Below are 22,382 nucleotides of genomic sequence, written 5' to 3' on the forward strand. Positions count from 1 at the left end.
GCCATTTCGAAAGCCGGGGCACGATGCGCCCGTGCGACGCTCAACGCACCCAGCTTTGCGCGACGCGCGGCAGATCGAGCGAAAACACCGTTCCGGCGAATTCATCCGACTTGGCCGTCACCTTGCCGCCATGCATGTGAACGATCTTGTGAACGATGTGCAGTCCGAGCCCAAGCCCTTCACGCGAACGTTCGCCGGCGCCGTTCGAGCCGAATGCTTCGAACAGATGCGGCAGCACGCCGGCGGGAATCACGCCGCGATTGCTGATCGTCAGCCTGATCCAGTTCGGCGCTTCGCCGTCGACGTCGATGGCAATCGCGCTGTCGTGCTCGCCGTGATGCAACGCGTTGCTGATCAGATTCGAAATGGCTTGCCACAGCAGATCGGTGTCCCAGCTTCCCGTCGAATTGCCGCGCGCGTTCAGCGTGATCTGGCCGGCGCGCTCGTGCGTCGCGAACTCCTCGATCACGCCCCGGCACAGCGCGGTCAGTTCGGCCGTGCGCGGCTGAAGCTGCATGCGTCCGCCTTGCAGGCGCGCGAGATTGAGAAGTTGATGCACCATCCGCGACATGCGCATCGAGCTGTTCTTGATGCGGCCCGCGACCGTGGCGGACTGCTCGTCGGGCGCATTGCGCGCCAGGTATTCCGCCGACGCGAGCACCGTGCCCAGCGGCGTGCGCAGATCGTGGCCGAGCACGGCCATCAGCATTTCGTTGGCTTCGAGCAACTGGCGCGTGGTCAGCAACTGATCGGCAAGCTGCCGCTTGTGCTGCTCCAACTGCACGAACACGTCGACCTTCGATTGCAGGATGCGCGTATCGATCGGCTTGTGCAGGAAATCGACGGCGCCCGCTTCGTAGCCGCGGAACGTGCGCGATGCGTCTTCGGCTGTGGCCGTCAGGAAGATGATGGGCACGTGCGACGTGCGCGGGCTGCCGCGCATCAGCGATGCCAGCTCGAAGCCGTTCATGCCGGGCATGTTGACGTCGAGGATCGCGAGCGCGGCTTCGTGCTTGAGCAGCAGATCGAGCGCGGCCGTTCCAGAGTTCGCGACCAGCAGCTCGACGCCCGGACGCGCGAGCAACGCTTCGAGCGCCGTGATGTTATGGGCGATGTCGTCGACGATCAGAATGTTGACGGGTGAATTCGTCATGTCATCGTTCTAGTGTGTGGCTGGCAATCCGGCAAGGCGCCGGGCCATCAGGGTTGGAGAAAGCACTTCGTCGGCCGCGCCGCGCTCGATGGCCGCGCGCGGCATCGGCGTGGAGGCGGCCGTATCGGGGTCCTGCACCCACGCGACGCCGCCCATCGCGCGGATGATTTCGAGGCCGTGCGCGCCGTCGTCGTTGGCGCCCGAGAGCAGAATGCCGAGCAGCCGCTCGCGATAGACGTGCGCGGCGGATTCGAACAGCACGTCGATCGACGGCCGCGAAAAGCACACCGTCGAATCGAGCGACAGCGCGATCGTGCCGTCGTCTTCGACCAGCATGTGATAGCCGGGTGGCGCGAGATGCACGCGGCCCGGCAACACCGGCTCGCCCGCATCGGGCTCGATGACGGGCAGCGCGCAGCGATAGCCGAACGCTTCGGGCAGATAGCTCGGTGTATCGGCAGGCACATGCGTGACGATCAGAATCGCGGCGCCGAACCCGGCAGGCAGCGCGGGCAACAGCACGTTCAACGCATCGATGCCGCCCGCCGACGCGCCGATCACGACGGCGTCGAGCGCGCGCGCATCCGTCGGCGCGGCCGCGCTGGATGCGGAAGGCGGACGAGGTGTATTCATACGGCGTCGATAGATCGGTGGAAACTGGATGGTGGGGGTGTGCACGCTAACGCTTCTGGTAAATGCGCTCGCGATCGCAGAACTCGTCGAAAGCATCGTACTGGTTCGAAAAACGCAAGCTCTCCTTGCTGCCCAGACCGAGAAAGCCGCGCCGCACCAGCGTGTCCCTGAAGAGGCCGAGTGCGCGGTCCTGCAAGCCGCGATCGAAATAGATCAGCACATTGCGGCACGACACGAGGTGGGCTTCGAGAAAGACTTCGTCGGTGGACAGGCTGTGGTCCGCGAAGACCACCCGCTCTTTCAGCGAGCCCGCAAAGCGCGCGCTGCCATACGCGGCGTGATAGTAATCGGCGAGCGAGCGCTTGCCGCCCGCGGCCAGATAGTTGCGCGTGAAGCCCGCGATCCGGTCGAGCGCGTAAATGCCTGCTTCGGCACGCGAAAGCGCGTCCGGATTAATGTCGGTCGCGTAGAAGAGCGTGCGCTCGGTGAGGCCCGCTTCGTCGAAGAGAATCTTGAGCGACCACAACTCCTCGCCCGTGCTGCAACCGGCCACCCACACCTTGATCGACGGATAGGTCTGCAATACGGGCAGCACGTGGTCGCGCAGCGCGAGAAAGTAGGGCGGGTCGCGGAACATGTCGCTGACCTGCACCGTCAGATAGTGAAAGAGCTGCGTGAAGTCCGTCTCGCTGCGCATGATCTTGTCCTGCAACTGCGACAGCGTTCTGACGCCGAACTCGTCGAGCGCGAGTGCAAGACGCCTCCGCAGCGAAGACATCGAATAGCGGCGGAAGTCATGCTGATACTTCAGATAGACCGCTTCGAGCAGCAGCTTCAATTCGATGTCGAAGTCGTGCGCGCTTTGCGGCGAATCGTCGTACGAGAAACGGCTCATCGTGGCTCCGCGCGCTATCGCTGCCTCAGCCACACGCGGCACAGCGAGATCAGCTTGTCGACATCGATCGGCTTCGAGATGTAGTCGTCGGCGCCCGCTTCGAGGCAACGCACCCGGTCTTCCGCCATCGCCTTCGCGGTCAGCGCGATGATGGGCAGATGCGCAAAGCGCGCGTCGCCGCGAATGTGGCCGATTGCCGTCAGGCCGTCCATCTCCGGCATCATGATGTCCATCAGCACGAGATCCACGTCGCGTCCGTTGGCGAGCACGTCGAGCGCCTCGCGGCCATTGCGCGCGATGGCGAGCGTCGCGCCGAGCGGCTCGATCACATGCGAAAGCGCGAAGATGTTGCGCACGTCGTCTTCGGCGAGCAGGATCGTGCGGCCCTCGAACTGATTGTCGCGCTGACGCACGGTGCGCAGCATGCGCTGCTGCTCCGGCGCAAGCGACGCCTCGACGCTATGCAGGAACAGCGTCACTTCGTCGAGCAGCCGTTCCGGCGATTTCGCCCCCTTGATGATGATCGATTTCGAGTAGCGGCGCAGCCGGTGCTCTTCGTCGCCCGACAGCATGCGGCCCGTGTAGACGATCACGGGCATCGTCTGATGGGTGACGTCGGCGGCGAGTTGTTCGAGCAGATCGTAGCCGGTGCCGTCGGGCAGCGCGAGATCCGTCACGACGCAATCGAAGTGCGTCGACGACAGATGGTCGAGCGCGTCGGCCAGCGTCGCGGCGGCGACGATCTCCGTCGTCTCGCTTTGCAGCAACGCGCGGATGCTTTCGCGCATCGCCGCGTCGTCCTCGATCACCAGCACGCGTTTCATCCGTTGCTGCAGACGGCTTTCGAGGCGGCGGATCGCGGCTTCGAGCGTCGTGCGTGCCGTGGGCTTCAACGTGTAGCCGACTGCGCCCAGATGCAGCGCTTTTTCCGCGTGATCGGTTGCGGACACGATGTGAATCGGGATGTGCCGCGTGGCGGGATCGTTCTTCAGCCATTCGAGCACGGTCAGCCCCGAGCGGTCAGGCAAGCCGACGTCGAGCAGCACGGCCGTCGGCTGCATGTCGCGCACCAGCGCGAGGCCCGTCGTCCCGTCGGCGGCGTGCACGAAATCGAAGTCGAGCTCGTGCGTGAGATCGCGCAGGATTTCGGCGAACGCGATGTCGTCTTCGATCGCGAGTATGAGGCGGTTTTCATGGCGGCGGTTCGCGCGGTCGTCGGCGATCGTGTGCGGCCCGTTGTTGATCGATGCGTTTATCGGCATGTTGATCGGCGCCGGCTCCACGCGCTGATGCGCGGGCCTCGCGACGGGCGAGGGCGGCGGCGTGGTCCGCGCTGGGTGCGTCAACGCTTCGGCGGCGGGCGGCGCGGGCCTTGTCGAAACTGCGGGAGCCGTCAGCGCTTCGGCACCCGCCGACGCGACAGCGTGCGCGTCGCCCGTCCGTTGCACCGGCAGCCACAGCGTGAACACGCTGCCCTTGCCGGGCTCGCTCGCGACGCTCACGTGGCCGCCCAGAAGCCGCGCGAACTCACGCGAGATCGACAGGCCGAGGCCGCTGCCGCCGTACTGGCGGCTCGTCGAGCCGTCCGCCTGCTGGAACGCTTCGAAGATCAGCTCGAGCTTGTCGGCGGCGATGCCGATGCCCGTGTCGCGCACGTCGAAGCGCAGCGTGCCTGCGTCACTTGCGGCGACCGTCAGCACGACTTCGCCTTGCTCGGTGAATTTCAATGCGTTCGCGAGCAGGTTGCGCAGAATCTGCGTGGCGCGCTGGCTGTCGGTGACGATCGTATCGGGCACGCCCGGCGAAGTTTCGACCGAAAACTTCAGACGCTTCGCGGCCGCCATCGGCTCGAACATTTCGTGCAGCGATTGCAGCATCGATTCGATGCGCACCGTTTCGTCGTCGATCGTGATCTGCCCGGCTTCCACCTTCGACAGATCGAGAATGTCGTTGATCAGCACAAGCAGATCGCTGTTCGACGCATGAATCGTTTCCGCGTAGCGCACCTGTTCTTCCGTCAGGTTGCCGGAGCGGTTCTCCTGTAACAGACGCGCGAGAATCAGCGAACTGTTCAGCGGCGTGCGCAGTTCGTGCGACATGTTCGCAAGGAACTCGGACTTGTAGCGGCTCGACTGTTCGAGACGCGCGGCGTTTGCGGCGAGTTCATCCTGCGCCCTGAGCAGATCGGCTTTCTGGCGCTCCAGACGCTTCGCGTAGTCTTCGAGCTGCACGTTGGTCTGTTCCAGTTCGGCCTGCTGCGCTTCGAGGCGCGCCTGCGATTCGACCAGCGCGCGGCTACGCTCTTCGAGTCCCTCGTTCGACACGCGCAATTCTTCCTGCTGCACCTGCAATTCTTCGTTCAGTTGCTGCGTTTCGGCGAGCGCGTCCTGCAGGCGCTCGCGATACAGCGCGGCCTCGATGAAGTCGCCCATGCTGTTCGCGATCAGTTGCAGGAACTCATGGTCGCGTGCCGAGATGCTGCGCATGAAGCCGAGCTCGATCACTCCGTTCACGGCGCCGTCGTTTTCGATGGGCATCACGATCAGATTGCGCGGCGGGCTCATGCCCGTGCCGGACACCACTTTCACGTAGTCGTCAGGCACGTCGTTCAACACGAGCGTGCGGCACGACACGGCCGCCTGGCCGATCAGGCTTTCGGGTTCGCGGAACGAGCGCGCCGCCTGTTCGCTCTCCTCGCTGAAGCCATAGGTCGCGATGCGCTTCAGGCTGGCCGTGGCCCGCTCGCGCACGTACAGCGCCGCGACGACGACGTCGAGATACTGCGCGAGAAACTCGAGCATCGCCCGGCCGACGAGCGCGGAGCTCGACTGGCCGACGATCTTTTCGGCGAGCAGACGCTGTCCCGAGCGCAGCCATATCTGCTGCTGCAACACTTCGTTGTGTTCGGCCTGGCGCGCGAGCACGGCGTCGTATGACTCCGACAGCGTCAACAGATCGCGCCGCCCGCGATACGCGATCAGACCGCTGATCGACAGGCTGACGAGGAGAAACACGCCGACCAGCGTGGCCGTCATATTGCGCGCGTCGCTGGAGCGCTGTTGCCGCAACGCCTCTTCGATCGACAGGAACTCGCCGAACAGCCGCCGCGTCTCGTCGAATTCGACCTTGCCGCGCCCCATTTTCACGTCGGCCGTGTAGTCCATGTTGCGGCGGCGCAGATCGATCATTTCCTCCGCGTATTGGTCCCAACGCTGCTGCACGGCCCGAATGCGCTTGAGCTGCTCGGCTTGCGTAGCATTGTCGGACACCGACTGGATCAGCGAATCGATCTGCGTCCGGAAGCGCGGCTTGCCGAGCTGATACGGCGCGAGAAAGGTCTCATCGCCGGTGATCAGAAAGCCGCGCATCGCGGACTCGCGATCGACGGCGAGCCGCAGCATTTCATTCGCATCGCCAATCACGCGCTCCGAATGCTCGACCCGGCTGATCGTATTGACGAGATAAGCGATCAATGCGACGAACAGCGCGATCGTGACGAGTCCGAGCACGAGCGGCAGCGCGATATTGCGGCGGAGGACGCGACGAAAAGCGATTCGATCGACAGTCGCGACGCTGGTCATTTTTTCCCGGTGGCCGTCAGTGTCGTGAGATGGGTTCGGCATTTTTGACTTGAAAGGCGGTGGCGTCTTTAGTTTTTAGCCGGAACGTGCGGCTGCACGGCTACGTGCGTGATTCAGCACGCAATTCGTTGCGTGGTCAAGCGACGAAGTATCACACAGAGAAATTCGTGCCGGAGTTGAACGCGGCAACGAAGAGAGATGGCGAAGCGGTTCGCGACGGCGTTGCGCCGCACGCGATCGCGAAGCCGCACGCAAAAGGTGCCGCGTGCGGCTCTGCGAACCGAATGACGGTTGAAATGACGGCTAGCTACTGGCTCGCGCCTTGCCCGATGCCCGCCTTCTTCTGCGCGTTTTGCAAATCCTGCGGGTAGTTCGGATCGTTGTGGGACGGTTTATAACCCGCGTCCTCGAGCTTCTTCAGTTCTGCGTTGCGCTTCGCGCGCGCCTCCTTGCGCGCCTGCTTGCGCTGCGCCTTCGTCGGCTTCGCGGTTGAAGCGGCTGCGCCCGCCGTATCGGTGCTGCCCGAGGCGTCCGTGTTTTGCGCGAACGCAGGCGCCGCCGCGCCGACTCCCAGCGAGGCCGAGGCGAAGAGGACGATCAGTTTTCTCGCGATATGCATTTTTTTCTCCTGTGCCATGGAAGAGGGTTGCTGTTCTCACGTCGGACGACACGCCGATCCGGCCGGTCCAATGTATCCGACACGCAGAGATCGCGCCTGGAAAGGGCCCGCGATCGCGCCGACGAGAGCTATGTGATCGGCGTGCGCGCTTCAATGCAGACGGCGAAGCGCGGCGCGAACAGCGCGCTGGGCATCGCCGTGAACGTAGAGGACGGCGATCTGACGAATCTCCATGCGATCGTCGCGTCAGGACCCGTCAGAGCCCGCCTGGCTCGAAGGCGCGTCGTCATCGTCGGGGGCGTCGAACATCGCCTGGCATTTCGGCGACAGCTTGTCGTAGTGGGCCTTCATGCACGCTTCGATCTTCTGCCTGTTCGGGATGTGGATCGCGCAGAACCTGATCGCGTCGTGCTTGCAGGCCTTGGTCTGCTCGTCGCGCGTCGCGGCCGTGCCGACGTTCGCCGCCGCCACGCATGCAACAAGGAAGGCGAGTGGTTTCAGCTTCATTGCCGTGGTCCGTGTCGAGGTGAATGCGCGCGTTGCATCTCCGGTCGCGCCTCTTGTCGTCTGGTTCGAGGATGGCCGCTGGCGCCGCTCGCGTTTCGATTCGAGTAAAGCAGCCGTCCACGCGACGATCAAGCAAAAAATGAACCCAACCCCATTGGCCGCGCGCATGACGATATGAGCAGATTGACATGACGCGCGCCGCGCATGCATCGCTGAAGCAGCGGGTGGCACGTGTCCCCCATGCTATGCTTGCATGGCCCATACGGAGCGATCGCGCGAGCCTGTCGATGGCGCGCCGCAACGGGATCGGTCCGGCCATCCGCATACGCACGGTTAAAACAAATAGATCATGGACTACCGGCATCTTCAGCAACGCAAAAGCCTGCATGCGCGGATCGTGCAGGAACTCGGCATTGAGATCGTCAGCGGCCGGCTGTTGCCGGGCGAACGGTTGCCCGCCGAGGCGACGCTCTGCGAAAAATACGGCGTGAGCCGCCCGGTGCTGCGCGAAGCGACGCGCGTGCTCGTCGCAAAGGGCCTCGTGATTTCAAAGCCGCGCGTGGGCAGCGTCGTGCGGCCGCGCGAAGAGTGGCACATGCTCGACCCCGACGTGCTCTACTGGACGCTCAACAGCATTCCCGAAGGCGAGTTCTTCCTGTCGCTGATGACGGTGCGTCGCATCATCGAACCGGCGGCGGCCGCGCTCGCCGCAACGGCGGCAACGGACGAAGACCTCGCGCGCATCGGTGCCGCGTATGAGCGCATGGAACGCGCGCAAACAGCCGGCGATCTGCTGGAGCCGGACCTCGAATTTCATCGCGCGATCATGGCCGCGACGCACAACGACATGCTCGGGTATATCGGCAACATGATGTCGCTGGCGCTGTCGGAATCGATCAAGCTGACGAGCCGCCACCCCGACACGTACGCGCTGTCGCTGCCGCGCCATAAGGCGATTTTCACCGCGATCCAGAACCGCGACGCGCTCGCCGCGCGTCAGGCCAGTCTCGTGCAGCTCGAAAACGCGCGCGCCGACGCCGATACGATCCTCGGCATCGACACGCAGACACCGGCGCGTACTGCGTGAAGTGAGTCGCGCCACGCCGTTCGCTGCGCTTGTGTCAGGCCGAGCCCGCCGATACGAACCCACCGACAATCCACCGGCAACCCGCTACTTCCTCGAAGCTCCATCGCCCAGGCTATGAACACCCAACTTTCCATCGGCATCGTCGGCGTCGGCAAGATCGCGCGCGACCAGCATCTGCCCGCTATCGCCGCGCTCGACGGCTTCGAGCTCGTCGCGTGCGCGAGCCGCAATGCGCAGGTCGACGGCGTGCGCAACTACAAGACCATCGACGAGATGCTTGCCAACGAGCCGCAACTCGACGCCGTGTCGCTTTGCGCGACGCCGCAGGTGCGCTTCGACCAGGCGCGCGCCGCGCTGGCGGCGGGCAAGCACGTGATGCTCGAAAAGCCGCCGGGCGCGAGCGTGCATGAAGTGGAGGTACTGCGTTCGATGGCGCGCGCCGCGGGCCGCACGCTGTTCGCGACATGGCACTCGCGCTACGCGCCCGCAGTCGAGGCGGCGCGCGAATGGCTCGCGGCGCGCACGCTGCAATCGGTGCAGGTGCGCTGGAAGGAAGACGTGCGCCGCTGGCATCCGGGCCAGGCTTGGATCTGGACGCCGGGCGGACTCGGTGTGTTCGATCCGGGTATCAACGCGCTGTCGATCATCACGCACATGCTGCCGCGCGAGGTGATATTGCGCGCGGCGACGCTATCGGTGCCCGCGAACGTGCAGACGCCGATTGCCGCCGAACTCGATTGCATCGACGAGACGGGCGTGCCCGTGCGTGCCGAATTCGACTGGCGTCATGGTCCCGTCGAGCAATGGGAAATCGAAGTGACGACGACGGACGGCGTGCTGCACCTGAGCGAAGGCGGCAAGAAGCTCGCGATTGCGGGCAAGCCGGTTGAGGTCGGCGCCGAGCGCGAATATCCGTCGCTGTATGAGCGGTTCCATTGGCTCGTCACGCATGGCGAACACGATGTCGACGTGCGCCCGCTGCGGCTCGTGGCCGATGCATTCCTGCTTGGCCGTCGTCAGGAAGTCGAGGCGTTTTGCGACTAGCGTCCGCGAAAGGCGCGTCTGCGTTGGCCTGAAACCAGCGCTGATTCCAGCACTGACATCAGCGCAACATGAACGACATCGCCGACAGACAGTTCAGCGTGCGCACCGCGTGCTCGACGGATGGCGTCGAAAAGCGCAGCGTCACGCCGTCCACGCGTTCCAGCGACGGCATCTGACCGAACAGGTCCGCGAGCGCAGTGGTTTGCACGCGCAATTCGATATCGATGGGCTGGGGCGTTGCGCGTTGCAAGGCGTCGCGGCCTGCATGGCTCGCGATGGCGTCCGTTGCCGCCTGCCTGATCGCGATGCACGCACGCTCCGGCGTCAGCGTCGAGGCGCTTGCGTAACCCGTCGCGTGCTTCGTGACCACGAACGTCGCTTCGGGAAACAACGGCCTCGTTTCTTCGGCGAAAACATCGTCGCCGGAAAGCAGCGCGACACGCGCGCCGTATTCGCTTGCGAGCGCCCCGTAAAGTCCCGCTTCGCCCACGTCGCGTCCGTTCATCTTCACGTGCGTGAATGCAAAGCTGTTGATCGTGTGCGCGAGCACGCCGCGGCTTTGCGCCATCGCGTGATAGCCGATCATGAACACGAGTTGCGGACTGTATTCGAGGCCCGCCATCATGCCGAGCGTGCGCGGCTTGCCGAGTATCACGTTCGCGCGCGCATCGAGCATGTCGGGCAGCAGATTGCGAAAGCCGCCGTGCGAATCGTTGACCCACACATGCGTTGCGCCGCCCGCGAACGCGCCTTCGATCGCCGCGTTGGCTTCGAGCGTCATCCAGCGGCGGGCGCGTTCGTATTCGCTGTTGCCCGCGCGCGTCTGCTCGGGATTGACGACGCCCGCGACGCCTTCTATATCGACGGAAATCAGGACTTTCATGCGCTGCGCTGCGTGAGGCGTTGCTTGAGGCGTTGTTGGAGATCGGGCGCGGCATCATGCAGCGACAGACGCGTGTGACCGTCGCGACCCGTGACCGACGTGGCGGACCATAGCGCATCGACGATCGCCTGCTCGACGCTATCCGCGCATGCATGGAACAGCGGATCGAGGCGCACATCGTTGAAGAGCGGCGGCGTCGCGATGAAATCGCCTTCATGCGCAACGGTCCAGGCCGTCGAGAACGCGAGCGCGATGTCGCCGCTGCCATGTCCATAAACCGAGCCCGTGCGCGCGAGACCGGCGGCGGCGCGCATCGAGAGACGCTTGAGCTGGCGCGCGTCGAGTGGCGCATCGGTGGCGACGATCATGATGATCGAGCCTTGCTCGGGCTTCGAAACGGTTTCGTGCGCTGCCTGCGTGGGCCGCGCGGGCGCGAGTTCGCGGCCAACAGGCACGCCGTCGATGGTCAGCATCGGCAGGCGGCCGAAGTTCGCGAGCACCAACGCGCCCACCGTGAAATCGCGGCCCGACACGCTGACCACGCGCGACGAAGAACCGATCCCGCCTTTGAGATCGAAGCACGACATGCCGCGCCCCGCGCCGACCGAACCGCGAGCGAACGCAGCGGCCGCTGCATCGAGCGCCTGCGCATAGTGTGTCTCGTGAATCGCGAGCGCCTGAATGTCGTTGAGATACCCGTCGTTGCATTCGAACACGAGCGGATTGACGGTCGGCCATTCGCGTCCGATCTGCGGATTGCTCGCGATGGCGGCGCGAATCTGCGCCTGCGCGACGGCGGCGACACCGAACGTGCTGGTCAGCGCAATCGGCGTTTCGAGCACGCCGAGCTCTTCGAGCTGCACGAGGCCGATGCTCTTGCCGAAGCCATTGATCACGCTCGCGGCAGCGGGCACCTTCTGAAGATACGGATCGTCGCGATGCGCGCGAATCACGGTCACGCCCGTCTGTATCGGGCCTTGATCGAGCGTGCAATGACCGACGGTCACACCCGACACATCGGCGATCGTGCCGAGCGCGCCCGAAGGCAACACGCCGATATGCGGCATGTGCGGCATCTGCGGCGCGTTCATGGCCGGTCCAGCTTCGGATCGAGTGCGTCGCGCAAGCCGTCGCCGAGCAGGTTGAACGCGAGCACCGTCAGGAAGATCGCGAGGCTCGGAAAGAGCGCGATATGCGGCGCCGTGACCATGTCGGCGCGCGCTTCGTTGAGCATCGCGCCCCACTCGGGCGTCGGCGGCTGCGCGCCGAGTCCGAGAAACGACAGGCTCGCGGCCGTGATGATCGACGTCCCGATGCGCATCGTCAGATACACGATGACCGACGAGATCGTGCCCGGCAGAATGTGCCGCATGATGATCGTCCAGTCCGACGCGCCGATGCTGCGCGCCGCTTCGACATACGTCAGATGCTTGAGCATCAGCGTATTGCCGCGCACGAGCCGCGCGAACGCGGGAATGCTGAACACGGCCACTGCGCAGATCACGTTGATCATGCCGTTGCCGAGAATCGCGACGATGCCGATTGCGAGCAGGATGCCGGGGAACGCGAACAGCACATCGGCGACGCGCATCGTGATGCGGTCCCACCAACCTTCGTAATAGCCCGCGAGCAGCCCGAACAACGTGCCGACGATCGCGCCGATCGCCACGGAAACAAACCCCGCCGCAAGCGAGATGCGCGTGCCCGCGACGATGCGGCTGAAGATATCGCGGCCCAGCGAGTCGACGCCGAACCAGTGCGCAGCGGATGGCCCTGCGTTCAGCGCGTCATAGTCGAAATAGTTTTCGGGGTCGTACGGCACGATGTGCGGCCCCGCAATCGAAACGGCGACGAGCAGCAGCACGAACACGCCCGCCGCGAGGGCGACATGCTGCTTGCGAAACTTGCGCCAGAACTCGCTCCACGGCGTGCGGATCGCGCGCTCGCCGTGAGGGGACGCGACGGCGCGTGTGTTGTCGGCGGTCGTGCTCATGCGTGCCTCACTTGAAACGGATGGTCGGATTGATGACGGCATACAGCACGTCCACGACCAGATTGATGACGATGAATTCCAGCGAGAACAGCAGCACTTCGGCCTGAATCACGGGATAGTCGCGCATCGCGACAGCGTCCACCAGCAGGCGTCCCATGCCCGGCCAGTTGAACACCACTTCGACGACGATCGAGCCGCCGAGCAGAAAGCCGAACTGCAAGCCCATCATCGTGACGACGGGAATCATCGCGTTGCGAAGGCAGTGCTTGACGACGACCCATTGCTCCGCAACGCCTTTCGCGCGCGCGGTGCGCACATAGTCTTCGTTCAGCACCTCGACGAACGATGCGCGCGTGAAGCGCGCCATCACGGCGGCGACGGCCGCGCCGAGCGTGATCGACGGCAATACGTAGCTGCGCCACGAACCGTCGCCGACGATGGGCAGCCAGCCGAGCTGCACCGAGAACACTTCCATCAGCAGCATGCCGAACGCGAACGCGGGGAACGAAATGCCCGACACGGCGAGCGTCATGCCGAGCCTGTCGGGCCACTTGTTGCGCCACACTGCCGACACGATGCCGATCGCCATGCCGAAGATCACGGCCCACACCATGCTGACGAGCGTGAGCATCAGCGTCGGCATGAAGCGCTCGCCGATCTCCGCGGCAACGGGACGCTTGCTGCGCGTCGACGTGCCGAAGTCGCCATGCGCGATGCGCACGAAGAAGTTCACGAACTGCTGCGGCATCGGCTTGTCGAGGCCGAGATCGGCGCGCACAAGCGCGACCGTCGCATCGTCGGCTTCCGGGCCGGCCGCGAGCCGCGCGGGATCGCCGGGCAGCAGGTGCACGAACAGGAACACGAGGCCGGCGACGATCAAGAGCGTCGGCAGCAGGCCCAGCAGGCGTTTGACAAGAAAATTCAGCATGAGAGCGATCCGCTATCGAAGAGCATGCGCGGCGTGAAGCGAAAACACGGGCCCCGAAACGCGCGCTTCGGGACCCGCGTTGCGCGCGCTTACTTCACGGCGATTTCATCGAAGTTGAACGAGCCGTCCGGCGCGACATATGCGCCCGACAGGCGCTTGCTGCGCGCATAGACGATCTTCTCCTTGACGAGGAAGATCCACGGCGCGTCGGTCCAGATGCGCTTTTGCGCGTCGCCGTAGAGCGCGGCCTTCTGCGTGCGGTCCGTCGTTTCGAGTGCCTTCGACAGATCGCTGTCGACGGTATCGTTCTTGTAGTAAGCCGTGTTGACGAGCTTCGGCGGGAACGACGACGACGCGAGCAGCGGCGTGATGCCCCAATCCGCTTCGCCCGTCGACGACGACCAGCCGATGTAATACATGCGCACGGGCGCCGTCGCCGGATCTTGCGCGCTTTCCACCTTCGCGACGCGCTGGCCCGCTTCGAGCGCCTCGACGCTTGCCTTCACGCCGACTTGCGCGAGCTGTTGCTGCACGAACTGGATCGTCTTCTGCGACGTCGAGTTGTTGTATGCCGACCAGAGCGTCGTTTCGAAGCCGTTCGGATAGCCCGCTTCCTTCAGCAGCGCGCGCGCTTTTGCCGGGTCATACGGCCACGGGCCGAGCTTCGTCGCGTAGTCGACGCCTTCGGGAATCACACCGTCGGCGGGCACCGCATAACCAGAGAATGCGACCTTCGCGAGCGCTTCCTTGTTGATCGCGTAGTTGAGCGCTTCGCGCACCTTTGGGTTATCGAACGGCTTTTTGGTCGTGTTCAGGCTGACGTAGCGGTTGATGATCGACGGCGTCGCGATGATGTCGACCTTCGGGCTCGATTGCAGCGTCGCGGCCTGTTCGAACGGAATGCGGAACGCGAAGTCCGCTTCGCCCGTGCGCACGAGCGCGGCGCGCGTGTTGTTGTCGACGACGGGCTTCCAGTCGATTTCGTCGATCTTCGGATAGCCCTTCTTCCAGTAGCCAGCGAACTTCTTCACGGTCAGATCGCCGGCGGGTTCCCACTTCACCAGCTCGAACGGACCCGTGCCGACAGGATGGAACGCGATGTCCTTGCCGTATTTCTTGATCGCTTCGGGAGACATCATCACGGCCGACGGATGCGCGAGCACGTTGACGAACGCCGAGAACGGCGCCTTCAGCGTGACCTTCACCGTGTACGGATCGACGACTTCCGTCTTTTCGATCCGGCTGAACATGTTGTAGCGCTTGAGCTTGTTCGCCGGATCGGTGATGCGGTCGAACGTGGCCTTCACGGCGGCCGCGTTGAAGTCGGTGCCGTCCTGGAACTTCACGCCCTGGCGCAGCTTGAACGTGTAGACGCGCGCATCCGGGCTGGCTTCGTAGCTCGTCGCGAGCACGTTGACGAGCTTCATGTCCTTGTCGAAGCCGAACAGGCCCTGGTAGAAGGACTTCGAAACAGCTTGCGAGAGCGTGTCGTTCGCGTCGTACGGATCGAGCGTCGTGAACGTCGAGTCGACGGCCATCACGGCCGTCTGCGCCGCATGGGCGGCACCGGACGCGAGCATCGCAAAGACCAGCGCGCCGCTCGTCACGAGCGAACGCAGGCGCAACGGTTGAAACATCGAAGGCGTAGTCATCGGTTCTGAACTCCACTGAGCAAAGGAACTGCTTGTTGTCATGCCGCTGGTCCGCGCGGCTTCTGTGTGCTGCCGGTAATGCGTGATCGGCCTCGGTTGCATGCTCGATCAGTAAGCTAGTAAGCGCCGCCGATCCGATGCGCGGCCACGAAATGATCAGGCCCGACGGCGACGAGCGGCGCGACGACGGGTTCGTCGTCGAGCGTGCGAATCGGGCTCGGCAGTTCGTCGGCGGCGAGCATGCGCTTCGCGTGACGGCGCGCCGGATCGGCGACGGGCACGGCGCCCATCAGCTTCTTCGTGTACGGATGCTGTGGCGATTCGAACACCGCGCGGCGCGGGCCGATCTCGACGATCTGCCCGAGATACATCACCGCGACGCGATGACTGATGCGCTCGACGACGGCCATGTCGTGCGAGATGAACAGATATGCGACGCCGAGTTCGCGTTGCAGATCCAGCATCAGATTGACGATCTGCGCCTGCACCGAAACATCGAGCGCCGACACCGATTCGTCCGCGATCACGACTTTCGGCTTGAGCGCGAGCGCGCGCGCAATCGCGATGCGCTGACGCTGGCCGCCGGAGAATTCATGCGGATAACGGCGCGCGGCATCGGCGGGCAGGCCGACCTTGTCGAGCAGCCACGCGACGCGCTCCTGCGCCGCCTTGCCGCTCGCGACGTTGTGCACGAGCAGCGGCTCCATGATCGAGAAGCCGACCGTCAAGCGCGGATTGAGCGATGCGAACGGGTCCTGGAAGATGAACTGGATATCGCGCCGCAATGTCTGCAACGAAGGACCGCTGAGCGAGCTGATGTCGTTGCCGTCGAACTCGATGCTGCCGCTCTGGCTTTCGACGAGACGCAGCAGCGAGCGGCCCGTCGTCGATTTGCCGCAACCCGATTCGCCGACGAGCGCGAGCGTTTCGCCCGCACGCAGGTCGAAGCTGACGCGCTCGACGGCATGCACGCGGCCCGTCAGCTTGCCGAACAGGCCGCTGCGCACGGGAAAGCGCGTGACGAGATCGCGCACGCGGAGAATCGGCTGCGCGGTCTGCGTTGGCGTGGTTTCGGCTTGCGCGGCGTGTGCTTCGCGCGACGGCTGCGCGTGCTCGCCATCGAGCGCGAGCAACGGAAACTTTGCGGGCGCGTTCGTGCCCTGCATCGAGCCGAGCTTCGGCACGGCCGCGAGCAGCGCTCTCGTATAGGGATGCGCGGGCGCGGCGAACAGCGCGCCCGATTCGCCTTCTTCCACCTTCTCGCCGCGATACATCACGAGCACGCGGTCCGCGACTTCGGCGACGACGCCCATGTCGTGCGTGATGAAGATCACGCCCATGTTCATCTCGTCCTGCAGGCCGCGTATCAACTGGAGGATTTGCGCCTGGATCGTCACGTCGAGCGCGGTGGTCGGCTCGTCGGCGATCAGCAGCGACGGCTTGCACGACAGCGCCATCGCGATCATCACGCGCTGCCGCATGCCGCCCGACAGTTGATGCGGATAACGCGCGGCCACGCGGCGCGCCTCGGGAATGCGCACGAGATCGAGCAGACGCAGCGTTTCCGCGCCCGCGTCGCTGCGGCTCATGTTCTGATGCAGCGCGATCGCTTCGCCGATCTGATCGCCCACCGTGAATACAGGATTGAGCGACGTCATCGGCTCCTGGAAGATCATCGCGATGTCTGCGCCGCGAACGCCGCGCATCGTCGCTTGCGAGGCTTGCGCGAGATCGAGCACGCTGCCGTTGCGGCGGCGGAACGCGATGCTGCCGTTCGCGATGCGCCCGCCGCCATGTTCGACGAGCCGCATCAGCGCGAGCGACGTCACCGATTTGCCCGAACCCGATTCGCCGACGATCGCGAGCGTCTCGCCGCGATCGACGGTGAGCGACAGGTCGCGCACTGCGTCGAACGTACTTTCGCCGCGACGGAACGAGACCGTCAGTCGGTCGATATCGACGACACGTTGCGGCGGCAGGCTATCGAGCGGACGTGACTGTTTCGGCGTGTTCGTCACGATGATTTCTCCTGGCGTCTGTGGCAATGAAGGCATGCGGCGATGTTGCGTCTAGCGGTAGATGGCGGTGACGGGCGCTTCGCCGACGCGCGCATAGCCGCGATACATGCCTTCCGTGTTGAACGGCAATACGACGTTGCCGCGCGCATCGACGGCGATCAGGCCGCCGCGTCCGTCGATGCGCGGCAAGCGGTTCATCACGACATCGTTCGCCGCTTCTTCCAGCGAGACGCCGCGATAAGCCATCTGCGCGGCGACGTCGTAGGCGGCGACCATGCGCATGAACATTTCGCCCGAGCCCGTGGTCGACACGGCGCAGGTGGCGTCGTCGGCATAGCAGCCCGCGCCGATCAGCGGTGCGTCGCCGACGCGGCCCAACTGCTTGTTCGTGATGCCGCCCGTCGACGTCGCGGCCGCGACGTGGCCGTACAGATCCGCGGCGACTGCGCCGACCGTGCCGAATTTCCGGTTCGGATCGATGGGCTCATGCGGCAGCGCATCGTCTTTGGATTGCGCCGCTGGCGTTTGCGCGTCGAGCGTCGCGCCGTCGTGGTCGAGCATCGCGCGCTGGTGCTCGCGTGCGAGTTGCCACTGACGATAGCGCGCGTCGGTGTGAAAGTACGACGGGTCGACGAATTCGAGGCCCTGGGCTTGCGCGAACGCTTCCGCGCCTTCGGCCGTGAACATCACGTGCTCGCTGTATTCGAGCACGTGACGCGCGGCGACGATGGGATTGCGCACGCGCTTCACGCACGACACGGCGCCCGCTTCCAGCGTGCGGCCGTCCATGATCGATGCGTCGAGTTCATGCGTGCCCGCCGATGTGAACACAGCGCCGTGCCCGGCGTTGAAGAGCGGGCAGTCTTCGAGCAGCCGCACGGCTTGCGTGACGGCGTCGAGCGCGCTGCCGCCGTCGGCGAGCACGCGCTGCGCAGCGGCGAGCACGGCGCGCAACTCGGCGTGATAGCGGGCTTCCGCATCGGGGGCCATCGACGCGCGCACGATCGTGCCTGCGCCGCCATGAATCGCGATTACCGCTTTCGACGTCATTGCTTTTTCTTCGCTCGGTTGGAGGTTGGTCGCGGGGTCGGCCGCGTATTTGTCCGCGTGATCGTCTTCGTGGTCGCCTGCATCGCGGACGTTTCGGTGAGCCAGGGCAGCACGAACTCCGTCATGTCGGCGGCGGCCTGCGCCGAACGTTTCGCGCGATACGCGACGGCATCGCACAGCGCTTCGATCACCGCGAGCACGGTCGCTTCGGACGTCGCGGCAAGACGCCGCTCCGCGCGGATGAAGAGCGAGCGCGTGGCCAGCGCCGCGAGCGGCGACGCCGGGCCGTCCGTCAACGCGAGCACGTCGGCGCCGAGGCCGGCGGCGCGGCGCGCGAGCTCGATCGTGTCGTCGACGTAGCGCGGGAACGCAATCGCGATCACCAGATCGCCGCTGCGCGCGTTGAAGAGGCGGCGCGCCGCGTGTGTCGGCCCGCCGATCAGCGCGAGCGACTGCACGTTGTCGTGATACGGCAGCAGGTTGTGCTCCATCAGGCTCGCGAGAAAGGCGCTCGCGCCCGAGCCGAGGATAAACACGCGCCGCGCGCCGATGATCGCTTCGACGGCGGCTTCGGCGGCTGCGCTGTCGATCGCGTTGCGCGTCGTGCCGAGATTCGTGGCGGCTTGCTCCAGCGATGCGCTGAAGAGCTCATCGCCCTTGGTCCGCGACTCCTGCGCGGAGCGCAAGCGTTCGACGGGCGCGAGCGTTGCTTCGAAGCCGCGCACGAGCGCCTCGCGAAACGCCGGATAGCCGTCGAAACCGAGCGCGCGCGAGAAGCGGTTCGCCGTCGCGACGGACGCGCCGACGGCTGTCGCCAGTTCGTCGATACGCATTGTTGCCGCGCGGAACTGATTGGCCAGCACGAACTCGCCCATGCGCCGGTGGACGGGCGTGAGGATCGGCATCGCGGCCGTGATGCGGGCGGCGATGGCGGGCTCGGGGGCGGCGGACAGCGTCGGGTGACGGGGCATCGGATGGTGCAGGTTGTGTGCGTGAACGGCAATGTAAGTAAATTTACATCGAATGTATACGGAGAAAATAAATTTTCACAGCGGGTAGGGGTTTTCACGAAGGAAGCGAGCGTGTGGGCCACCTGGGTGTTTGTCGTCTTTGGGAGGTTTTGCAGGGCGATCGGCCCTTGAGGTGTTTCTGGAAGATCCTGCTGGACGAAGTGGAGAAGGCGCACCGCGATGTGCTGAACCTGTTCTATCAGGTGTTCGACCGAGGCTTCATGCGCGACGGCGAAGGACGCGTCATCGATTTTCGCAACACGGTGATTCTGATGACGTCGAATCTGGCGAGCGACCAGATCATGGCCGCGACGGACATGGCAAAAGAGGCCACCGACGAGCGCGCGCGAGCAACCGACGATGAACCCGCTATCGAAACACCATCGGATTCGGGCGGTGAACCCGTCAGCGATGCGATGCTGATGGAAACGGTTCGGCCGGCGTTGCTCGAACACTTCCAGCCGGCGTTGCTCGCGCGTTTCCAGACGGTGATCTACCGGCCGCTGTCTGCGGCGGCGCTCGCGACCATCGTTCGAATGAAGCTCGACAACGTCGCGCAACGAATTGCAAGGCGCTTCGACGTCTCGCTCGCCTGCGACGATACGTTGATCGATGAACTGGTGCGCGCGTGTCAGACGCCGGATTCGGGCGCGCGCAATATCGACAGCCTGCTCGATCAGCAGATTCTGCCCGTGCTTTCGCGCGAATTGCTGCTGCGCTCGGCGAAGGGCAGATTGCCGAACCGCATACGGTTGTCGTGCAGCGACACGGACGGCGTGACCGTCGATTTCGAAGAAGCGCAGCTCGAAGTCGAGGCACCCGTATGAGCGGAGGCAGCGGCCCCGGGCTCTTCGAGATGTTGACGGGACATTTCGCGAATGGCGTCGCCATCGATGAGTTCGATGCGCATACGCAGACGTTTCTGTCCGTGCAGGACAACATCCATCGGATCCTGAACAGCCGCCGCAATGGGCTCGCTCATCTGCCTGATTACGGGCTCGACGATCTGTCCGAGATATACCGGCACTTGCCGGCGTCGGCGCACAAACTCAGGCGTGAGGTCGAGGCCACGCTGCTCAAATACGAACCGCGCCTGTCCGCCATCGAGATCAGCATCGACGAGACCGCGCCGGGCATGCTGCTGAGTTTCACGATGGCGTGTCATTTGCGCAGGGAAGGGCTCGTGCGTTTCGGCACGCACTTCACGCCGGACGGACGCACGCGGCTGAAAATGCTGAACCGTGACGTCGACCGCTACTGAGCTTTCCGACTTGCGTATCACGGTCCGGATGTTTTAAGGTGAGGATATTCGGGAGTGAGCCTTCCGGGGCGCTTTTCACGCACGTCAAGCAGAATAGCCGCTACGAAGAATGCATGAAAAAGCCCGTATTTCCCGGCAATTTCGCGTTCTTCTGACGACCGTCGAGTCCGTAATGGGGCAGTTCATGATGTCCCCGATCATGCGTGCCTCACGCAAAGGTGAGGCTTTTCGGGACTTCGCTTCTGCGCTACGCGACTGCACGCTTACTGCGGCAGCTCTCGCACGTCCGCAGTCGCCACGGCGCCGAACGTATCGCTCAACGCGTAGCCGATCAGTTTGGCCGCCGACTCTTCCGGCGTCGACAGTTTGCCGCTGCGCTTCAGTTCCTCGAACTTCTCGCGCATCGGGAACTTGTCCATCCCTGTGCTGCGAATTTCCGCCTGCATGTTCGTATCGACGACACCCGGCGCGACGCTGCAAATGCGCAGCGCCCGGTTCTCGTCGAGCGCGACGGAGCGTGCGTGATGATCGAGCGCGGACTTCGTCGCACAGTAGATGCTCCACCCCGAGTACGGATGACGCGCGGCGCCGCTGGAAATGTGGACGATCCGCCGGTCGCCGGCATCGGGACTTGCGGCTGCGAACGCGCTCGCCAGCATCAACGGCGCGGACACATTCAGCGTGACGGCTTGCGCGATCGTCGCGACGTCCTGCCCTTCGACGGGACCGATCGGTTGCACCATGCCCGCATTGTTGAACAGCAACACGGTTTGCGCGCCTTTCAGGAAGTTGCGCAACGTGTCGCCGGAGAGGAATTGCGTGAGGCGTTCCGCATTCGACAGATCGACTTCGACCTGTTCGAAACTTTGCCGCCCGATGAGCGCGTCATTGCGCGAGCGCGAAATGCCGAGCACAGCGATGCCTTGCGCGAGCAGCTGTTCGGCGAGCGCCGCGCCGAGGCCGCGCGTATGACCGGTGACGATGGCGCGAACGGAAGTGGTAGCGTTCATGTCGAGGTTCTAAAGAGCCGTTGATGTACCGGACATTTTCTCACGCAGCACTCACTCTTGCCGGAAGCGCTCTCGGTATTGCTTCGGCGTCGCGCCAATACGCTTCGTGAACACGATGCGCATGCGATCGGCCGTGCCGAAGCCGCAATCATACGCAATGGTCTTGAGCGCCGCGCCGCTGCTTTCCAGCAGCTTGCGCGCCGCGTCCATCCGCGCGCGTTCGACGAACTCATGCGGCGTCACGCCCGTATCCTGGACGAAGATCCGCGCGAAATTGCGCGCGCTCATCCCCGCGACGCCGGCCAGCTGCTTGACCGTGAAGTTGTCGCGGATGTTCGCCATCACGTGCGCCTGCACCTTTGCGACGGGCGAGGTTTCGTCGGCGGGCGCGGTGAGGTAAGGGCTGAACTGCGATTGCCCGCCTTGCCGCTGCGAGAACACGACGAGGCGCTTCGCCACTTTCAGCGCGGTCTGCGGGCCGTGGTCCTCGGCGACGAGCGCAAGCGCGAGATCGATGCCCGCCGTCACGCCCGCCGACGTCACGAGCCGGTCGTCGCGCAGATAAATGCGATCGAAGTCGACACGCGCTTTCGGGAATTGCGTCGCGAGTTGCTGTGCGTGCTGCCAGTGCGTCGTGACGTTGCGCTCATCGAGCAGACCCGCATGGCCCAACGCGAACGCGCCCGTGCAGATCGAGCCATAGCGCCTGCATTGCGATGCGACGTTCGCGAGCCAGTCCGTCAGGCGCGGATCGGGCGCGCACTCCGGCAACGCAGGACCGCCGGCGATCAGCGCGAGATCGAAGGGTGAGCGCTTCCGGTCGAACGTTTCGTCGGCGATGAACGTGATGCCGTTCGATGCGCGCAGCGGCTTGCTGTCGGCGGCGAGCAGTGTCACTTCATAACGGTCGTTGCCGGCGATGAAACCGTTCGCTTCGGAGAAGACATCGACGGGGCCGGCGACATCCAGCGCCTGGACGCCCGGAAAGATCGCTATGGCGACGCTCGGCATTCGATGACCTCGCAGGCAACGCGTTGAAGAGAGCGCACAGGATAGCA

Annotated in this window: 19 protein-coding genes and 1 pseudogene; 4 read left to right on the forward strand and 16 right to left on the reverse strand. The window is 64.6% G+C overall.

Annotated elements, in window-relative coordinates:
- Positions 1-40 precede the first annotated feature (40 nt).
- From AABE10_RS02355 to AABE10_RS02380, 6 genes are all read right to left on the reverse strand, one after another.
- Positions 41-1,153: a hybrid sensor histidine kinase/response regulator gene (locus AABE10_RS02355; protein ID WP_342931680.1), complete on the reverse strand. Its 1,113-nt coding sequence runs from the start codon at positions 1,151-1,153 to the stop codon at positions 41-43.
- A 9-nt stretch (positions 1,154-1,162) separates the two neighbouring features.
- Positions 1,163-1,786 (reverse strand): chemotaxis protein CheB, encoded by a 624-nt coding sequence (locus AABE10_RS02360; protein WP_342931681.1) that lies wholly within the window; start codon positions 1,784-1,786, stop codon positions 1,163-1,165.
- A 46-nt stretch (positions 1,787-1,832) separates the two neighbouring features.
- The gene (locus AABE10_RS02365; protein WP_342931682.1) at positions 1,833-2,681 is read right to left on the reverse strand and encodes a CheR family methyltransferase; all 849 of its coding nucleotides are present in this window, start codon (positions 2,679-2,681) and stop codon (positions 1,833-1,835) included.
- 14 nt (positions 2,682-2,695) lie between these two features.
- Positions 2,696-6,262 (reverse strand): response regulator, encoded by a 3,567-nt coding sequence (locus AABE10_RS02370; protein ID WP_342931683.1) that lies wholly within the window; start codon positions 6,260-6,262, stop codon positions 2,696-2,698.
- 307 nt (positions 6,263-6,569) lie between these two features.
- Positions 6,570-6,881, reverse strand: a complete 312-nt coding sequence (locus tag AABE10_RS02375; protein WP_342931684.1) for a DUF4148 domain-containing protein — start codon at positions 6,879-6,881, stop codon at positions 6,570-6,572.
- Positions 6,882-7,127: 246 nt separating this feature from the next.
- Positions 7,128-7,388: a hypothetical protein gene (locus tag AABE10_RS02380; RefSeq protein ID WP_342931685.1), complete on the reverse strand. Its 261-nt coding sequence runs from the start codon at positions 7,386-7,388 to the stop codon at positions 7,128-7,130.
- A 349-nt stretch (positions 7,389-7,737) separates the two neighbouring features.
- Here AABE10_RS02380 and AABE10_RS02385 point away from each other — a divergent pair, with 349 nt between their 5' ends.
- Together AABE10_RS02385 and AABE10_RS02390 are read left to right on the forward strand one after the other, a co-directional pair.
- Positions 7,738-8,475 (forward strand): FadR/GntR family transcriptional regulator, encoded by a 738-nt coding sequence (locus tag AABE10_RS02385; RefSeq protein ID WP_342931686.1) that lies wholly within the window; start codon positions 7,738-7,740, stop codon positions 8,473-8,475.
- Positions 8,476-8,589: 114 nt separating this feature from the next.
- Positions 8,590-9,519, forward strand: coding sequence for a Gfo/Idh/MocA family oxidoreductase (locus tag AABE10_RS02390; RefSeq protein WP_342931687.1), 930 nt, complete (start codon positions 8,590-8,592; stop codon positions 9,517-9,519).
- A gap of 58 nt (positions 9,520-9,577) precedes the next feature.
- Here AABE10_RS02390 and AABE10_RS02395 read toward each other — a convergent pair whose 3' ends face one another.
- The 8 genes from AABE10_RS02395 to AABE10_RS02430 form a co-directional block, all read right to left on the reverse strand.
- On the reverse strand, positions 9,578-10,402 hold the full coding sequence (locus AABE10_RS02395) for a M55 family metallopeptidase (protein ID WP_342931688.1): 825 nt from the start codon (positions 10,400-10,402) through the stop codon (positions 9,578-9,580).
- Positions 10,399-11,493 carry a P1 family peptidase gene (locus AABE10_RS02400; protein ID WP_342931689.1) on the reverse strand — a complete coding sequence of 365 codons (1,095 nt, stop codon included), beginning with the start codon at positions 11,491-11,493 and terminating at the stop codon, positions 10,399-10,401. The genes AABE10_RS02395 and AABE10_RS02400 overlap by 4 nt, the downstream gene beginning before the upstream one ends.
- On the reverse strand, positions 11,490-12,395 hold the full coding sequence (gene gsiD, locus AABE10_RS02405) for a glutathione ABC transporter permease GsiD (protein WP_342931690.1): 906 nt from the start codon (positions 12,393-12,395) through the stop codon (positions 11,490-11,492). Before gsiD ends, AABE10_RS02400 begins: the two co-directional genes overlap by 4 nt.
- 7 nt (positions 12,396-12,402) lie before the next feature.
- Positions 12,403-13,323, reverse strand: a complete 921-nt coding sequence (gene gsiC, locus AABE10_RS02410; RefSeq protein ID WP_342931691.1) for a glutathione ABC transporter permease GsiC — start codon at positions 13,321-13,323, stop codon at positions 12,403-12,405.
- 89 nt (positions 13,324-13,412) lie between these two features.
- Positions 13,413-14,975 carry a glutathione ABC transporter substrate-binding protein GsiB gene (gsiB, locus tag AABE10_RS02415; protein WP_342931692.1) on the reverse strand — a complete coding sequence of 521 codons (1,563 nt, stop codon included), beginning with the start codon at positions 14,973-14,975 and terminating at the stop codon, positions 13,413-13,415.
- A gap of 116 nt (positions 14,976-15,091) precedes the next feature.
- The gene (locus AABE10_RS02420) at positions 15,092-17,029 is read right to left on the reverse strand and encodes a dipeptide ABC transporter ATP-binding protein (RefSeq protein WP_342931693.1); all 1,938 of its coding nucleotides are present in this window, start codon (positions 17,027-17,029) and stop codon (positions 15,092-15,094) included.
- Positions 17,030-17,044: 15 nt separating this feature from the next.
- A complete protein-coding gene (locus AABE10_RS02425; protein ID WP_342931694.1) occupies positions 17,045-18,043 on the reverse strand; it encodes an isoaspartyl peptidase/L-asparaginase in 999 nt (332 codons plus the stop codon).
- Complete coding sequence (locus AABE10_RS02430) at positions 18,040-19,014, reverse strand: MurR/RpiR family transcriptional regulator (RefSeq protein ID WP_342931695.1); 975 nt, start codon at positions 19,012-19,014, stop codon at positions 18,040-18,042. Before AABE10_RS02430 ends, AABE10_RS02425 begins: the two co-directional genes overlap by 4 nt.
- Positions 19,015-19,199: 185 nt before the next feature.
- On the opposite strand from AABE10_RS02430, the pseudogene AABE10_RS02435 reads away from it, so the two are divergent.
- Together AABE10_RS02435 and tssE are read left to right on the forward strand one after the other, a co-directional pair.
- A pseudogene (locus AABE10_RS02435) lies at positions 19,200-19,880 on the forward strand (AAA family ATPase); the annotation flags it as partial.
- A complete protein-coding gene (tssE, locus tag AABE10_RS02440; RefSeq protein WP_342931696.1) occupies positions 19,877-20,314 on the forward strand; it encodes a type VI secretion system baseplate subunit TssE in 438 nt (145 codons plus the stop codon). The pseudogene AABE10_RS02435 and the gene tssE, both read left to right, overlap by 4 nt.
- Before the next feature lie 263 nt (positions 20,315-20,577).
- Here tssE and AABE10_RS02445 read toward each other — a convergent pair whose 3' ends face one another.
- Both AABE10_RS02445 and AABE10_RS02450 read right to left on the reverse strand, forming a co-directional pair.
- Complete coding sequence (locus AABE10_RS02445; protein WP_342931697.1) at positions 20,578-21,324, reverse strand: SDR family oxidoreductase; 747 nt, start codon at positions 21,322-21,324, stop codon at positions 20,578-20,580.
- Between the two features lie 51 nt (positions 21,325-21,375).
- Complete coding sequence (locus AABE10_RS02450; protein WP_342931698.1) at positions 21,376-22,335, reverse strand: GlxA family transcriptional regulator; 960 nt, start codon at positions 22,333-22,335, stop codon at positions 21,376-21,378.
- Positions 22,336-22,382 lie beyond the last annotated feature (47 nt).

The sequence above is a fragment of the Paraburkholderia diazotrophica genome (assembly GCF_038900755.1).
GTDB lineage: Bacteria > Pseudomonadota > Gammaproteobacteria > Burkholderiales > Burkholderiaceae > Paraburkholderia > Paraburkholderia diazotrophica_A.

Bases quoted from the DNA above. Each gene is read 5' to 3' on its own strand.
- AABE10_RS02355 (WP_342931680.1), bottom strand. From the start codon at position 1,153: ATGACGAATTCACCCGTCAACATTCTGATCGTCGACGACATCGCCCAT.
- AABE10_RS02360 (WP_342931681.1), bottom strand. From the start codon at position 1,786: ATGAATACACCTCGTCCGCCTTCCGCATCCAGCGCGGCCGCGCCGACG.
- AABE10_RS02365 (WP_342931682.1), bottom strand. From the start codon at position 2,681: ATGAGCCGTTTCTCGTACGACGATTCGCCGCAAAGCGCGCACGACTTC.
- AABE10_RS02370 (WP_342931683.1), bottom strand. From the start codon at position 6,262: ATGACCAGCGTCGCGACTGTCGATCGAATCGCTTTTCGTCGCGTCCTC.
- AABE10_RS02375 (WP_342931684.1), bottom strand. From the start codon at position 6,881: ATGCATATCGCGAGAAAACTGATCGTCCTCTTCGCCTCGGCCTCGCTG.
- AABE10_RS02380 (WP_342931685.1), bottom strand. From the start codon at position 7,388: ATGAAGCTGAAACCACTCGCCTTCCTTGTTGCATGCGTGGCGGCGGCG.
- AABE10_RS02385 (WP_342931686.1), top strand. From the start codon at position 7,738: ATGGACTACCGGCATCTTCAGCAACGCAAAAGCCTGCATGCGCGGATC.
- AABE10_RS02390 (WP_342931687.1), top strand. From the start codon at position 8,590: ATGAACACCCAACTTTCCATCGGCATCGTCGGCGTCGGCAAGATCGCG.
- AABE10_RS02395 (WP_342931688.1), bottom strand. From the start codon at position 10,402: ATGAAAGTCCTGATTTCCGTCGATATAGAAGGCGTCGCGGGCGTCGTC.
- AABE10_RS02400 (WP_342931689.1), bottom strand. From the start codon at position 11,493: ATGAACGCGCCGCAGATGCCGCACATGCCGCATATCGGCGTGTTGCCT.
- gsiD (WP_342931690.1), bottom strand. From the start codon at position 12,395: ATGAGCACGACCGCCGACAACACACGCGCCGTCGCGTCCCCTCACGGC.
- gsiC (WP_342931691.1), bottom strand. From the start codon at position 13,323: ATGCTGAATTTTCTTGTCAAACGCCTGCTGGGCCTGCTGCCGACGCTC.
- gsiB (WP_342931692.1), bottom strand. From the start codon at position 14,975: ATGACTACGCCTTCGATGTTTCAACCGTTGCGCCTGCGTTCGCTCGTG.
- AABE10_RS02420 (WP_342931693.1), bottom strand. From the start codon at position 17,029: ATGCCTTCATTGCCACAGACGCCAGGAGAAATCATCGTGACGAACACG.
- AABE10_RS02425 (WP_342931694.1), bottom strand. From the start codon at position 18,043: ATGACGTCGAAAGCGGTAATCGCGATTCATGGCGGCGCAGGCACGATC.
- AABE10_RS02430 (WP_342931695.1), bottom strand. From the start codon at position 19,014: ATGCCCCGTCACCCGACGCTGTCCGCCGCCCCCGAGCCCGCCATCGCC.
- tssE (WP_342931696.1), top strand. From the start codon at position 19,877: ATGAGCGGAGGCAGCGGCCCCGGGCTCTTCGAGATGTTGACGGGACAT.
- AABE10_RS02445 (WP_342931697.1), bottom strand. From the start codon at position 21,324: ATGAACGCTACCACTTCCGTTCGCGCCATCGTCACCGGTCATACGCGC.
- AABE10_RS02450 (WP_342931698.1), bottom strand. From the start codon at position 22,335: ATGCCGAGCGTCGCCATAGCGATCTTTCCGGGCGTCCAGGCGCTGGAT.